14 protein-coding genes are annotated in these 14,143 nt (G+C 64.2%); 4 read left to right on the top strand and 10 right to left on the bottom strand.

Features of this window, described 5'->3' with window-relative positions; all coding sequences use genetic code 11:
• Positions 1–2: 2 nt before the first annotated feature.
• From HFRIS_RS16565 to HFRIS_RS16555, 3 genes are all read left to right on the top strand, one after another.
• Complete coding sequence (locus HFRIS_RS16565) at positions 3–692, top strand: alpha/beta fold hydrolase (RefSeq protein ID WP_006464569.1); 690 nt, start codon at positions 3–5, stop codon at positions 690–692.
• A gap of 171 nt (positions 693–863) precedes the next feature.
• Positions 864–2,414: a DEAD/DEAH box helicase gene (locus HFRIS_RS16560; RefSeq protein ID WP_006464568.1), complete on the top strand. Its 1,551-nt coding sequence runs from the start codon at positions 864–866 to the stop codon at positions 2,412–2,414.
• 49 nt (positions 2,415–2,463) lie between these two features.
• Positions 2,464–2,949: a GNAT family N-acetyltransferase gene (locus HFRIS_RS16555; protein ID WP_006464567.1), complete on the top strand. Its 486-nt coding sequence runs from the start codon at positions 2,464–2,466 to the stop codon at positions 2,947–2,949.
• An 88-nt stretch (positions 2,950–3,037) separates the two neighbouring features.
• Here the strand turns inward: HFRIS_RS16555 and HFRIS_RS16550 are convergent, their stop codons facing one another.
• From HFRIS_RS16550 to speB, 6 genes are all read right to left on the bottom strand, one after another.
• Positions 3,038–3,847 (bottom strand): class II aldolase/adducin family protein, encoded by an 810-nt coding sequence (locus HFRIS_RS16550; RefSeq protein WP_006464566.1) that lies wholly within the window; start codon positions 3,845–3,847, stop codon positions 3,038–3,040.
• 3 nt (positions 3,848–3,850) lie between these two features.
• Positions 3,851–4,693: an ABC transporter substrate-binding protein gene (locus HFRIS_RS16545; RefSeq protein WP_006464565.1), complete on the bottom strand. Its 843-nt coding sequence runs from the start codon at positions 4,691–4,693 to the stop codon at positions 3,851–3,853.
• Positions 4,694–4,730: 37 nt separating this feature from the next.
• The gene (locus tag HFRIS_RS16540; RefSeq protein WP_006464564.1) at positions 4,731–5,498 is read right to left on the bottom strand and encodes an amino acid ABC transporter ATP-binding protein; all 768 of its coding nucleotides are present in this window, start codon (positions 5,496–5,498) and stop codon (positions 4,731–4,733) included.
• A complete protein-coding gene (locus tag HFRIS_RS16535; RefSeq protein WP_006464562.1) occupies positions 5,495–6,370 on the bottom strand; it encodes an amino acid ABC transporter permease in 876 nt (291 codons plus the stop codon). The genes HFRIS_RS16540 and HFRIS_RS16535 overlap by 4 nt, the downstream gene beginning before the upstream one ends.
• A complete protein-coding gene (gene argH / locus HFRIS_RS16530) occupies positions 6,367–7,803 on the bottom strand; it encodes an argininosuccinate lyase (RefSeq protein WP_006464560.1) in 1,437 nt (478 codons plus the stop codon). The genes HFRIS_RS16535 and argH overlap by 4 nt, the downstream gene beginning before the upstream one ends.
• Before the next feature lie 63 nt (positions 7,804–7,866).
• On the bottom strand, positions 7,867–8,820 hold the full coding sequence (gene speB / locus HFRIS_RS16525; protein ID WP_006464558.1) for an agmatinase: 954 nt from the start codon (positions 8,818–8,820) through the stop codon (positions 7,867–7,869).
• Positions 8,821–8,982: 162 nt separating this feature from the next.
• On the opposite strand from speB, the gene HFRIS_RS16520 reads away from it, so the two are divergent.
• Entirely contained in the window at positions 8,983–9,876 is an 894-nt protein-coding gene (locus HFRIS_RS16520) for a LysR family transcriptional regulator (RefSeq protein WP_006464556.1), read from the top strand.
• A 228-nt stretch (positions 9,877–10,104) separates the two neighbouring features.
• On the opposite strand, the gene HFRIS_RS16515 is transcribed toward HFRIS_RS16520, so the two are convergent.
• From HFRIS_RS16515 to HFRIS_RS16500, 4 genes are all read right to left on the bottom strand, one after another.
• Positions 10,105–11,238 carry an ABC transporter ATP-binding protein gene (locus HFRIS_RS16515; RefSeq protein ID WP_006464555.1) on the bottom strand — a complete coding sequence of 378 codons (1,134 nt, stop codon included), beginning with the start codon at positions 11,236–11,238 and terminating at the stop codon, positions 10,105–10,107.
• Entirely contained in the window at positions 11,235–11,885 is a 651-nt protein-coding gene (locus HFRIS_RS16510; RefSeq protein WP_006464554.1) for an ABC transporter permease, read from the bottom strand. Before HFRIS_RS16510 ends, HFRIS_RS16515 begins: the two co-directional genes overlap by 4 nt.
• Before the next feature lie 10 nt (positions 11,886–11,895).
• Entirely contained in the window at positions 11,896–12,810 is a 915-nt protein-coding gene (locus HFRIS_RS16505; RefSeq protein WP_006464553.1) for a glycine betaine ABC transporter substrate-binding protein, read from the bottom strand.
• A 74-nt stretch (positions 12,811–12,884) separates the two neighbouring features.
• Positions 12,885–13,598 (bottom strand): ABC transporter permease, encoded by a 714-nt coding sequence (locus HFRIS_RS16500; RefSeq protein WP_006464552.1) that lies wholly within the window; start codon positions 13,596–13,598, stop codon positions 12,885–12,887.
• Positions 13,599–14,143: the final 545 nt, after the last annotated feature.

Raw genomic sequence — 14,143 nt, 5'->3', positions numbered from 1 at the left:
TGCTGTTGCACCACGGCTTTACCAGCAGCCTGGAAGCCTGGCGCTTCTTCGGCTTCACCTCGGTGTTGCGCCAGCATTACCAGGTCATCATGTTCGATGCCCTGGGCCATGGCCAGAGCGACAAGCCGCACGATACCGCCGCCTACACCCAGCTGCAGCGCTGCCGCGACGCCGTGGCCGTGCTGGACGCCCTGCAGATCGAGCGCGCCCACTTCTTCGGCTACTCGCTGGGCGGCTGGGTCGGCTACGGGCTGGTACGCCATGCGCCACAGCGCCTGCGCAGCCTCATCCTGGGCGCCGCCCATCCGTATGAAGATCGCAGCTGGGAGGGCTTCCATGGTATCGACGGCCGCGACCCCGAGGCCTTCATCGCCACCTTCGAAGCCCTGCTGGACGAACAGATTTCGCCCCAGGTGAAGATGCTCATCCGCGCCAACGACCTGGTGGCCCTGGCCGCCGCCGCCCAGCAAGCCCGTCCCTCGCAGCAAGACCTGCTGGCACGGATGGACCTGCCCTGCCTGCTCTTCTGTGGCGACGCCGATGCGCGCCATGCCGCCGTCGAGCGCACTGCGGCCTTGTTGCCACAGGCAGAATTTGTCAGCCTGCCCGGCGTCACGCATTTCGGTGGATTGATGCAAAGCGCGCTGGTACTGCCTCCCGTGCAATCCTTCCTGGCCCGCCAGCACGGATGAGCTGCCCGCATCCGCATGCAAAATAAATCACGTCGCCCGCAGACTGCGCTGTTATACTGCGGCCTGCGCGGCGTATAGCCAGTCAAGTCCGCGCCCTCCTCAAGTTCCAACCCGTTTGCCTGCGACTGGCGCCCGTACGGGGCCACAGGCCAAACCCATTTTCAGAGTCTCATGTCATTTTCCGCGCTCGGCTTGTCCGACGAAATCGTTCGTGCCGTTTCCGAACAAGGCTATACCTCCCCCACCCCGATCCAGGCCCAAGCCGTCCCCGCCGTGCTCTCCGGTGGCGACCTGCTGGCCGGCGCCCAGACCGGCACCGGCAAGACCGCCGGCTTCACCCTGCCGCTGCTGCAACGCCTCTCGGCCATGCCGCGCAACAAGATCAACGGTCATCTGCCCATCCGCGCCCTGATCCTGGCCCCCACCCGCGAACTGGCGGCCCAGGTCGAGGAAAGCGTGCGCCAGTACGGCAAGTACCTGCCGCTGACCTCGGCCTGCATCTTCGGTGGGGTCGGCATCAATCCGCAGATCACGCTGTTGAAGCGTGGCGTCGATATCCTGGTCGCCACCCCCGGCCGCCTGCTGGACCACATGCAGCAAGGCACCGTGAACCTGCAGCACATCCAGATCCTGGTGCTGGACGAAGCCGACCGCATGCTGGACATGGGCTTCATCCGCGACATCCGCAAGGTGCTCGCCGCCCTGCCGCCCAAGCGCCAGAACCTGCTGTTCTCGGCCACCTTCGCCGACGAGATCAAGAAGCTGGCCGACAGCCTGCTGAACAACCCGGCCCTGATCGAAGTGGCCCGCCGCAACTCCACCGTGGAAGTGATCGCGCAGAAGATCCACCCGGTCGACCGCGACAAGAAGCACCCCATGCTGGCGCACCTGATCAAGACCCACCAGTGGAAGCAGGTGCTGGTCTTCACCCGCACCAAGCACGGCGCCAACAAGCTGGTCGAGCAACTGGCCCGCGACGGCATCACCGCCATGGCGATCCACGGCAACAAGAGCCAGTCGGCCCGCACCAAGGCCCTGGCCGAGTTCAAGGACGGCAAGCTGACCGCCCTGATCGCCACCGACATCGCTGCCCGCGGCATCGACATCGACCAGCTGCCGCACGTGGTCAACTATGACCTGCCCAACGTGCCGGAAGACTACGTCCACCGCATCGGTCGTACCGGCCGCGCCGGCGCCACCGGCGAAGCCGTGTCGCTGGTCTGCGTGGACGAGCGCGACCTGCTGCACGACATCGAGCGCTTCATCAAGCGCGAAATCCCGGTGGAAGTGATCGCCGGTTTCGAACCGGACCCGACCGCCAAGCCGCAACCGATCCAGTTGCGCAGCGGCCAGGGTCGTCACCAGAACGCCGGTGGCGGACGTGGCGGTCAACGCAATGCACCGCGCAAGCCGGCTGCAGCCGGCAATGGCCATGGCAATGGCGGCGCCAAGCCGGCCAATGCCGGTGGCGGCGCAGCGCAGCAGGCCAAGCCGCGTAATCCTGGCAATGGCAATGCGGCGCGTGGCCAGGGTCGTCCGCAGGGCGGCCAGGCTGGCAACGGCGGCGGCAATGGTGGTGGCAACGGTGGCAATGGCGGCAACAACGCCAATCGCGCCCCCCGCCCGGCCAATGCGCAACCGCGCAGCCAGGGTCAGCAACGCCAGAATGGCCCGCGTCCGTCCGCGCTCACGCACGGCGGCCAACGCGCCAGCGGCAAGTAAGACCGGCGCCGCAGCCTCAATTCAATTTCAATCACAAGAAAGGGAAGACATGGGTGTCTCTATCGTCAAGGCCGATCTCGGCAATGCAGCCCACGCGGCCGCACTGTTCGAGACCCTCAACGCCTATGCCTGCGACGCCATGGGCGGCGGACAGGCCCTGTCGGACTATGTACGCCAGAACCTGGCGGCGGAACTGAAGAAACGTCCCACCGCCCATGTCTTCCTGGCCTTCGACGGTGATACCCCGGCGGGCCTGGCAACTTGCATCGAAGGGTTCTCGACCTTCTCCTGCAAGCCGCTGCTGAACCTGCACGACCTTGCCGTGATGCCGGCCTATCGCGGCCAGGGCGTGGCCCGACAGCTGCTGGCCAGCGTGGAACAGCAGGCCCGCGCACTGGGCTGCTGCAAGCTCACGCTGGAAGTCCTGGAAGGCAATACGGTGGCCCGTTCGCTGTATCGCGCCAGCGGCTTTGAAGGCTATGAATTGAAGGCCGAGACCGGCAAGGCGATGTTCATGCAGAAACTGCTGGACTGAGCCTGCGCCTGCCCGCACATCACAACGCCCGCATCATCGATGCGGGCGTTGTCTTTTGAAGCGCCGATTTGAAGAACCGGTGACGCACTCAGCAGCGATACCCCGGCCCCTGCTCCTGCACCAGCCGCAAGGCCGCCTCCCAGGCCAGGTCGATGATGCCGCTGGCCTGGTCGTTGTCGAACTGGCGTGCGGCACGCAGGCGCACTTCCTCCGCCGGCAGGTGCAAGGCTGCCCCGCCCGCTTGCGCCGCCACCTGCGCCTGGCAGGCCCGTTCCAGGAAATAGATTTCGTGGAAGGCCGCCGCCACCGACTCTCCCGCCGCCAGCAAGCCATGGTTGCGCAGGATCATGGCCTTGTGCGACCCCAGCGCTGCCACCAGCCGCTCCCGCTCTTCGGTATCGAGGGCGATGCCTTCGTACTCGTGATAGGCCAGCTTGCCGTAGAACTTGAGCGCATGCTGGCTGATCGGCAGCAGCCCGTCACGCTGGGCCGAGACCGCGATCCCGGCCGTGGTATGCGTGTGGATCACGCAATGCAGGTCCGGCCGCGCCTGGTGTACCGCCGAATGGATCACGAAGCCGGCGCGATTGACCCGCTGCGCTGGCGCGGCAGTGCTGCCCATCTGCACCGCCTGCCCCTGGGCATCCACCTTGACCAGATCGGAAGCGCGCATCTCGTGGAACAGCACGCCATAGCGATTGATCAGGAAGTGACCAGCCTGCCCCGGCACCCGTGCCGAGATGTGCGTATCGATCAGGTCGGTCATGCGGAAATGCGCCAGCAGCCGGTACAGCGCCGCCAGTTCGCAGCGCGCCTGCCACTCCACATCCTCGGCCGCCGTCAGGCCCAGCCGGCGGGCGGCGGCCTGCTCGGCTTCATCAAACTCGACGCCGGCCATGACTCACTTGCCCTGGTTGAGCGCGGCCGGCATGGCGCTACCCTGCAGCTTGTACTTGGCCAGCAGCTTGTCGTAGGTCCCGTTGGCCTGCAGGCGCTTCAGGGCCTCCAGCACCGCGTCGCGCAGGCCCGGTTCGCTCTTGGAGACCGGAATGCCGGTCTCCTGCGCAAACAGCGGCTGCCCCAGCAGGACATAGGTATTGGGCTCCATGCCCTGGAAGTAAGGCAGGGTCTCGCTGCCCTGCACCGCCACATCGATGCGGCCGGTCTTCAACTGGGTGCGCGCATCCACCGAGCCTTCGGTACCGATCACGGTGATGGCCGGCTTCCCCTTGGCTTCACAGTTATCCTTGCTCCAGCCGGCGATCTGGCCCGGCCAGTTGGTATTGCGGCTGGCACCGACCTTGGTGCCGCAGACGTCGGCGATGCCCTTGATGCGGGCCGCATTGGCCTGCAGCGTGAAGAATTGCGGACCGGTCTTCATGTAGTCGATGAAGTCGGCCACCTTCTGGCGTTCGGCCGTGTCGCTGATGGCCACCATGGCGATGTCGGCGCGGCCGGTGGTGAGCGAACTGAAGACCTGGGCGAAGGCGGTTTCCTGGTACTCCACCTTCAGGCCCAGTTCCTTGGCGATGGCCGCCCCGAGGTCGATGTCCAGCCCCATCAGCTCGCCGGTGGCCGGGTCCTTGTAGGCGATGGGCGGGTAGTTGGCCTGCGAGGCGATGACCAGCTTGCCGGCCTTCTTGATGCGATCCGGCAGATCGGCCGCGTGTGCGCCGCTGGCGGCCAGGGTGACGGTGGCGGCCAACGTAGCCAGGCCCAACATGGTCTTGTGTTTCAGCTTCACGGGATTCCCCTTTCTGGTTGAGTTCTGCAATGCCGCATCAGGCCAGGATGGCCGCGATGAATTCCTGGGTACGTCGGTGCTGCGGGCGCGCCAGCACTTCACTGGGGGTGCCGGCCTCGATCACCTGGCCGCCATCCATGAACACCACCCGGTTGGACACTTCACGCGCAAAGCCCAGCTCGTGCGTGACCACGATCATGGTCATGCCGCTTTTGGCCAGATCCTTCATCACCGCCAGCACTTCGCCCACCAGCTCCGGGTCCAGCGCCGAGGTCGGTTCATCGAACAGCATCAGCTTGGGCCGCATGGCCAGTGCGCGGGCAATCGCCACGCGCTGCTGCTGGCCACCGGAAAGTTCAGAGGGATAGGCATCGGCCTTGCCCGCCAGGCCCACCCGGGCCAGCAGGGCCCGCGCCTCTTCCTTCACTTCGGCGCGCCGGCGCTTCTGCACCACCACCGGGCCTTCCATGATGTTCTGCAGCGCCGTCATATGGGCGAACAGGTTGAAGCGCTGGAACACCATGCCGCTGGCCAGGCGCTGGCGGGCGATCTCGCCGTCGGACAGCTCGATCAACTGGTCGCCACGGCGGCGATAGCCCAGCAATTCGCCGCCGACCCAGATGGCCCCGCCATCGATGCTTTCCAGCTGGTTGATGCAGCGCAGGAAGGTACTCTTGCCCGAACCCGAGGGACCGACGATGCAGGTCACGGCACCGGCCTCGACCTCCAGGTTCACGCCCTTGAGCGCGTGGAAGCCGCCATAGTATTTCTGGACCTCATGGGCCACGATCATGGGTGTGCTCATCCTGTGGCTCCCTGTGCACCAGCCGCACGGGTACGTGCCCGGGCGCGGCGCTCGCGGGCAAATACCTGCTCCAGGAAATGCTGGCCGATGGAAAACACCGTCACCACCGCCAGGTACCAGACGGTCGCCACGATCAGCAGTTCGATCACGCGGGCATTGGCGAAATAGATGGTCTGGGCGTTGTGCAGGATTTCGGAAAACTGGATCACGCTGGCCACCGAAGTCAGCTTGATCATGCTGATCACCTCATTGCCCACCGGCGGGATGATCACCCGCATGGCCTGCGGCAGCACGATGCGGCGCAAGGCGGTCAGGCGCGTCATGCCAATCGCCTTGGCGGCCTCGGTCTGGCCATTGTCCACCGCCAGGATGCCGCCGCGCACCACCTCGGCGGTATAGGCACCCTGCCCGATGCCCAGTCCCAGCAGGCTGGCCACGAAGGGCGTGATGATGTCCACCGTGCGCGCCTCGAACCAGCCGGGAATGCCCATGGTCGGGAACACCAGCGCCAGGTTGAACCACAGCAGCATCTGCAGCAGCAAGGGCGTGCCCCGGAAGAACCAGATGTAGAAGGTCGCCACCGCCTTGAGCAGCTTGTTGGGCGACATCACCATCACCGCAAAGACCACGCCCAGCACGATGCCCACCACCATCGCATAGATGGTCATGAGGATGGTGTTCAGAAGACCCTGCAGGATCACCTTGGCCGTCATGAACTTGGCCACCACCGCCCACTCGATCTGGCCATGGGCGAAGGCGTGTACCACGAAGCCCAGCGCCAGCAGGATCAGCGCGGCCGACAGCCAGCGTCCGTAGTAGCGGCGCGGTACCACCTTGAGGTGGTCGATGGCATAGGGGGAGACGGTGCTCATGCTGTCGCTCCCGCTGCTGATGGCAACACCGCCTGCTGCGTCCACTGACGTTGCACAGCCACGGTAGCCTGCAATCTTTCCAGCTGAGCCTGCACCTGCAGCGGTGCGGTACCGCCATGGCCGCTACGCGCCGCCACAGCGGCCTCGGGCGTGAGAACCGTTCGTACTTCTGGCAACAGATGTGAACTAATGACTTTCAACTCTGCATCGCTCAACTGGTGCAGCTCCACTACGCGCTCTTCGCAGGCGCGCACCATGGCACCGGTGATCTCGTGCGCCTGGGCGAACGGCACACCGCGACGCGACAGCCAGTCCGCCACTTCGGTGGCGAGGGTGAAGCCCTGGGTGGCATCGGCGCGCATGCGCTCCTTGTTCACCTGCAGCGTGCGCATCATGCCGGCCATGGCGGGCAAGACCATGTGCAGCACGTCGATGGCCTCGAAGGCCGAATACTTGTCCTCCGACAGATCGCGATTGTAGGAAAACGGCAGCCCCTTCAGGGCCACCAGCATGTCCATCAGCAGCGAGATCAGACGGGCCGAGCGGCCGCGGGTGAGTTCGGCGATATCGGGGTTCTTCTTCTGCGGCATGATGGAACTGCCGGTGGAGAAGGCATCGTCCAGCTCCACCCAGCGGAACTGGCGCGACACCCACAGCGTGACTTCTTCCGACAGGCGCGAGAGATGCGTCCCCAGCATGGCGCAGACGAACAGGAATTCGGCCACGTGATCGCGGCTGCCGACGGCATCGATGGAGTTTTCACAGGGGCCGTCATAGCCCAGCTCGGCGGCCGAGATCGCCGGATGCAGGGCAATGGCCGACCCCGCCATGGCCGCCGCGCCCAGCGGCGAATACGCTGCGCGCCGATCCCAGTCGATCAGGCGCGAGATGTCGCGACTGAAGGTCTGCGCATGGGCCAGCAACTGGTGCGCAAACACCACCGGCTGCGCCGCCTGCAGATGGGTGAAGCCGGGCACCAGCGTATCGAGATGCTGGCCGGCCTGGTGCGTCAGGGCGTCCTGCAGGTCCAGCAGCAAGGCGCCGATGGCGCGTGCCTGCTCGCGCAAATAGAGCTTGAGGTTGTTGGCGGCCTGGTCATTGCGCGAACGGCCGGCACGCAGCTTGGCGCCGGTCGGGCCGAGCGCCTCCACCAGCACGCGCTCCATGAAGGTATGCACGTCTTCGTCGCCTGCGGTGGGCCGCACGGCGCCACTGGCGATGGCGGCATCGAGTTCGCCGAGCTTGGCGACGATGGCGTTGCATTCGGCCTCGGTCAGCAGCCCGGCCAGGCGCAACTGGCGCGCATGGGCCTGGGACGAGACGATGTCGAAACGGGTCAGCCGGAAATGATCCAGGCCGCCCCGCGAGAGCGTCATCAGGGCCGGGTCGGGTGGCGAACGGAAACGCGCGCCCCAGAGGCGGGTATCAGTCATGCTGCTTCCTTCTCATGCGGTAGTGGCGGGGTGATGCAATGGGTTGCAGTATCGGGCACGCGATCAGGCACGATATTTCACACCCGGGAAGACACAGAGCATTTCGTATGCCAGGTTGGCCGCCACCAGCGCCGTGGTACCGGCCTGGTCATAGGGTGGCGAGACCTCGACCACATCGGCCGAGACGATGTCCAACCCCTTGCAACCACGGATGATTTCCATCCCCTGCTGTACCGTCAGCCCGCCGATTTCCGGCGTGCCGGTGCCGGGCGCGAAGGCCGGATCGAGGCCATCGATATCGAAGGTGAGATAGACCGGCCCGTCGCCCATCTGCGCGCGCACCTCTTCCATCAGCGGCGCCAGCGAGCGATGCCAGCACTCCTCGGCCTGCACCACGCGGAAACCCTGGGCGCGGCACCAGTCGAAATCGTCGGCGTGGTAGCCCGTGCCACGCAGGCCGATCTGCACCACCCGCCTGGGGTCCAGCAGGCCCTCTTCGAAGGCGCGCCGGAAGGGTGTGCCGTGGGCGATCTTCTCGCCGTTCATGGTGTCGTTGACGTCGGCATGGGCGTCCACATGGATCAACCCGACCGGTCCCCGGTGACGCGCCATGGCCCGCAGGATGGGCAGCGTCAGCGTATGGTCGCCGCCCAGGCTGATGGTCTTGCAGCCGGTGGCATAGATGGCGTCATAGGCCTCCTCGATCATGCGCACCGAATCCAGCAGGCTGTAGGGATTCAAGGCCACGTCGCCGAGATCGGCCACCTTCAGCGAATCGAAGGGCGCAGCCCGGGTGGCCATGTTATAGGGGCGCAGGAGCACCGATTCGGTGCGGATCTGGCGCGGACCGAAACGCGTGCCGGAGCGGTTGGAAGTGCCGATATCCAGCGGCACGCCGACGAATCCGACGTCCAGGCCAGCGGGATTTTCCACATGCGGCAGCCGCATCATCGTGGCAATCCCCCCAAAACGGGGCATCACATTACCCCCGAGGGGCTGATATAGTGCATGTTCCATCGATGCTTATCCTTGTATCGCCAATGAGCTTGAATGCATTCTAGCGAGGCAGGATTAGCGAAAATATATCGATGTGGCGACGTTTACATCGATTTCCATCAATGTAAGAATGCGGTCTCCCCCCCCCCCGACCTCGCCGACCTCGCCGCCCGCCCACTCATCATGCTCAACAATGTCTTCGATCTGGACCTGCGGCTGATCCGCGTCTTCCTGGCGGTGGTGGATTCGCACGGGGTGTCGGCGGCGCAGGCCAAGCTCAATGTCGGCCAGTCCACCATCAGCGCCCAGTTGAACACGCTGGAGACGCGCCTGGGTTTTCGTCTCTGCGAGCGCGGCCGGGCCGGTTTCAAGCTCACCGCCAAGGGCGAGAAGTTTGCCGATTCGGCGCGCCGCATGATGGACGCGCTCTCCGAGTTCGGCATGGAAGCCCGCAATCTCGACAAGCGCCTGGTCGGCACCCTCTCCATCGGCCTGATCGGCCACACCCCGGCCCATCACAACACCCGGCTCTCGGACGTGATCCGCCAGTTCCGCCAGCGTGATGAGGCGGTGCGCATCGAACTGCTGGTGCGCACGCCCAGCGAGCTGGAAGAGATGCTCCTGAACGGCAGCATCCAGATCGCCATCGGTTACTTCTGGCGTCGCGTCACCGCCCTGCAGTACACGCAGCTGATGCTGGAGCGCCAGGTGGCCTACTGCGCCCCGCCCCACCCGCTGTTCGACCAGCCCGGCGAGATAGCCCCGGAACAGGCCGCGCAACACGCCTGGGCCTGGCGCGACTACCCGGTGCCACCCGGCCATGTGCCCATCCACCGGCGCAACATCATGGCCGTGACCGGCAATATGGAAGCCATGTCCATCCTCATCCTCTCCGGCCAGCACCTGGGTTACCTGCCCGAGGAGATGGGGCGCGAGTATGTCGCCCGCGGGCAGATGCGGGCCCTGAACCGGACCGAGCTGTCCTATGAGGTCGGCATCAGCGTGGTCACCAATCGAAGCAGCGTGAACGAACCCATCGTGGCGGCCTTCCTGGAAGACCTGAAGGCGGCACAGTAAAGTGAATCAGGACGCAAAAAAAGGGCAATGCCTACGCATTGCCCTTGAGCGATGTTGATACGGAGTCTCTCCGAACCGGCCCTTCGATACGACGCTATCGCGTCTACTCAGGGCGAACGGAGCCTATGCACTGCCGTCCCGTCACCACCGGCCGTTCGACCTGAGTAGCGCCGCAGGCGCGTATCGAAGGCGCACCGGTGCTTCCGTTCTTGGCGCGCTACACCACGATCAAGCCGCCATCGCCATCCCGCGCGACTTGCCCGAGCTGAGATAGCTGGCGATCGAATCCTGGGTCACCTCGCCCAGATAGCTGCCATCGTTGGCGATCACCGGCATCCAGCTGGTGCTGTGCTTGTACATCTTGGAGAGCACCACGCGCAGGTTTTCATCCGGGGCGGCATTCATGGTGAAGGGCCGCACCATGTCCTCGGCCACGCCGGTATTGCCGCGCACATCGCGCCGGGTCAGGTAGCCCAGGGCGCGGTTGTCGGCATCGATGATGGTCAGATAGCGCGAATCCTGGTCATCCATCAGCGCCAGGGCCTGGTCGCAGGACACATCCGGCTGCGCCGTGGCCGGGGTGGTGGCGGCCTCGCCGGCACGCACCAGCAGCAGGCGCTTCAAGGTGTGATCCTGGCCGACGAAGGCACCCACGAAATCATCCTTGGGACGGGCCAGCAAGGTATCGGGATTGTCGAACTGCACCAGCTTGCCGGCGCGGAAGACGGCCACCTTGTCGCCCAGCTTGATGGCTTCGTCGATGTCGTGGCTGACCATGATGACGGTCTTGTTCAACTGCCGCTGCATCTGGAAGAACTCGTTCTGGATCGATTCGCGGTTGATCGGGTCGACTGCGCCGAAGGGTTCGTCCATCAGCAGCACCGGGGCGTCCGCCGCCAGCGCACGGATGACGCCGATGCGCTGCTGCTGGCCGCCGGACAATTCGCGCGGGTAGCGCTTGAGGAATTTCTTCGGGTCCAGCGCCACCATGGCCATCAGCTCGGTAGCGCGCTCGTGGCAGCGCTTCTTGTCCCAGCCCAGAAGGCGCGGAACGATGGTGATGTTTTCCTCGATGGTCATGTTGGGGAACAGGCCGATCTGCTGGATCACGTAGCCGATATGGCGGCGCAGTTCGACTTCATCGATGCCGGAGGTGTCCTGACCGTTCAACAGCACGCGACCCGAGGTCGGATTGATGAGGCGGTTGATCATCTTCAGGGTGGTGGTCTTGCCGCATCCCGAGGGGCCGAGGAAGACGCAGATTTCGCCTTCGGCCACCTTCAGGCTGACGGCATCCACCGCCTTGACCTGGGTGCCATCCTTTTGGGTGTAGGTCTTGCTGAGTTGGTCCAATTCGATCATTTTTGAACTCCTTTCGGTGTCAGGATTTTCTGCAGTCGTTGCAGCAGGGTGTCGGCGATGATCGCAAGGACGCTGATCATCACGGCGCCGACCACGAGTTTTTGCATATTGCTCTGGCTGATGGCATGCAGGATCAGCACGCCCAGGCCGCCGGCGCCGATGACGGCGGCAATGGCCATCACGCCGATATTCATCACCACGGCGGTACGCACGCCGCCCAGGATCACCGGTACCGCCAGCGGCAGGTCCACCATGCGCAGGCGCTGCCAGAAGGTCATGCCGATGCCGATGCCGGCCTCCTTGACGCCGGCCTCGATGTTTTCCAGCGCGAGGTAGGTGTTGCGCATGATCGGCAACAGCGAATACAGGAACACGGCGGTGATGGCCGGCAAGGGGCCGATGCCCGCGCCGAATTTGGAGAACACCGGGATCATCAGCCCGAACAGGGCGATGGAGGGCAGCGTCAGCACGATGGTCGCCAGGCCCATCAGCGGGCCGGCCAGCCAGCGCACGCGCACCACCAGGATGCCCAGCGGCACGCCGAAGAGGATCGCCAGGCTGACCGCGATGCCCACCAGCTTCAGATGTTGCAGCGTCAGTTCAAGGATGTTGGGCCAGTCCGATTGCAGGTATTGGAAGATGTTCATGGTGTCCTCCTCAGATCAGGCCGGCTTGCTTGAGGAAGTCAGCGGCCACCTTGGCCACTGGTTCCTGGTCGATGTCGACGCGCTTGTTCAGTTCGGTCATGGTCGCCGTGTCGATCTTGGCGGCCAGTTCGTTCAATTGCGCTGCCAGCTCGGGGTTTTTCTCCAGGATGTCCTGGCGCACCACCGGGGTCGCCTTGTAGGCGGCGAAGTAGCCCTTGTCATCCTCCAGCAGCTGCAGGTCGAAGCCCTTGATACGGCCGTCCGAGGCATAGGTCAGGCCGACGAAGAGCTGCTCATTCTTCAGGGCCGTATAGACCAGCCCAGGGTCCATCTGCTTGACCTCGCTGCGATCGAGCTTGAAGCCGTAGAGCGCCTGCATCGGGCCCAGACCATCGGGACGGGAGGCGAACTCGTAGTCCACCCCCATGAGGTGGGGCTTGTTGCCTTCGCTGTCATCTTCGTTGATGCGCTTGGCCAGGTCCTGCAGTGAATGAATCTGATACTTCTCGGCCAGTTCGCGCGGCATGGCGAAGGCGTAGGTGTTGTTCAACTCGGACTGGTTCAGCCAGGTCAGGCCACGCGGGGCGTCCAGCTCCTTGACCTTCTGGTAGATCTGGTCGGGATCGAGCTTGTCCTCGATGTGGTTGTAGACGATCAGGGCGGTGCCGGTGTAGTCCCAGACGATGTCCAGCTGTCCGCTTTCCAGGGCCGAACGCATCAGGGTGGTACCCAGGCCGTTCTTCAATTCGGTGTCATAGCCCTTGGCGCGCAGGTATTGCGCGGTCATGTCCGAGAGCAGCAATTGCTCGGTGAAATTCTTGCCGCCGATGACCAGGTTCTGCGCCTGCGCACGGGCCGCGCCGAACATGGCCAGGCCCATGGCGAGGGCACACAGGGCGTATTTTGCGATGGTCTTGCTTGTCATGCTTTCCTCTCTACCGCTATGCCGATACGACGGCGTGCGGTCGTTCTTGTGATGGAAGTCTGCGCTGCGCGGCTTCAGGTACGCAGCCCGCGTCGGGCCAGGTAGAGGCCGGAGAGCGTCGTCACCGGGGCATCGAGCACCAGTGCCAGCAAGGCCGTGGCCGCCGCGCCCAGCAGCAGCTGGCCGTGGTTGTTGAGGTAGATGCCGGGGAAGATCAGGCCACCCAGGCTCTCGCCGCCGATCAGCATCGACAGCGGCGCGGTCCCGACGTTGATCGCCAGCGCGGTGCGCACGCCGCCGACGATGATGGGCAGCGCATTGGGCAATTCCACCCGCAGCAGGATCTGGTGCGGCTTCATGCCGATGCCACGCGCCGCTTCCTTCATGGCAGCCGGCACGTTCTTCAAGCCCTCGAAGGTATTGCGCACGATGGGCAGGAGCGAAGCCAGCCACAGCGCCAGGATGGTCGGACCATTGCCGATGCCGAAGAAAGCCAGTGCCAGCGCCAGCACGGCGATGGACGGGATGGTGTTACCGATGTTGAAGATCTGGATGAATTTTTCTGCACTGCGCTGCATCGAGGGACGCGAGAGCGCAATACCGGCCGGAATGCCGGCCGCCAGGGCCAGCGCCATGGAAAAGAAGACCAGTTCCAGGTGCTTGCCGGTGTAGTAGACCAGGTCACCGCGATACTTCTGGATGACCTCCGGACCGATCCACCAGACCAGTCCTGCAAGGACCAGCGCAATACCGCATGCGCCGGCGAAGACGTGACGAACACGTGTCATGTTACCCCCGTTGGTATAGCCGGCACGACATGACGCCGCGACGACGGGTTATAGAGTCAATTTTTAAGGGGTTCGCTGCCCATCAGGGCGTATCGTTTGGATGCGAACCGAAAGCTGCAAGGGCAGCGATGAAACCGAAGCGATGAAGCCAGCCTCGGCATGATGCACACCGGACAGGGATGGGAACGGGTCACCGTGGAGAACGGGAGGGCGTTCGCGCTGCCAGCCGGAAATTTGGACAACCCGCACAAGCGCGGATCGGACACTGCTGAGAGTCGTAGTTGAACAAGTTATGTCGCGAAGACAAACGATAGTTTAAACCAATCGCTTAATACTGTCCATCAATGTAGCAATATGAATCCATAACTTGCGAATCTGAAGCACTTTTAAAAGTTCCCAACAGCGGTCAATATGCTGTTAAAAGAGTGCAACCTGAAAACCACCCATCCGGCGCTATCCCTTGCCCCAAGCGGCATCCTGCCGAGCTTGGCGACGATGTAAAGCGTCAAAAAAAATCGCCAGTCACGGCTGTGACTGGCGATCTT

The organism is Herbaspirillum frisingense GSF30, assembly GCF_000300975.2.
GTDB lineage: Bacteria > Pseudomonadota > Gammaproteobacteria > Burkholderiales > Burkholderiaceae_D > Herbaspirillum > Herbaspirillum frisingense.
This window is presented reverse-complemented; position numbering and strand designations above follow the sequence as displayed.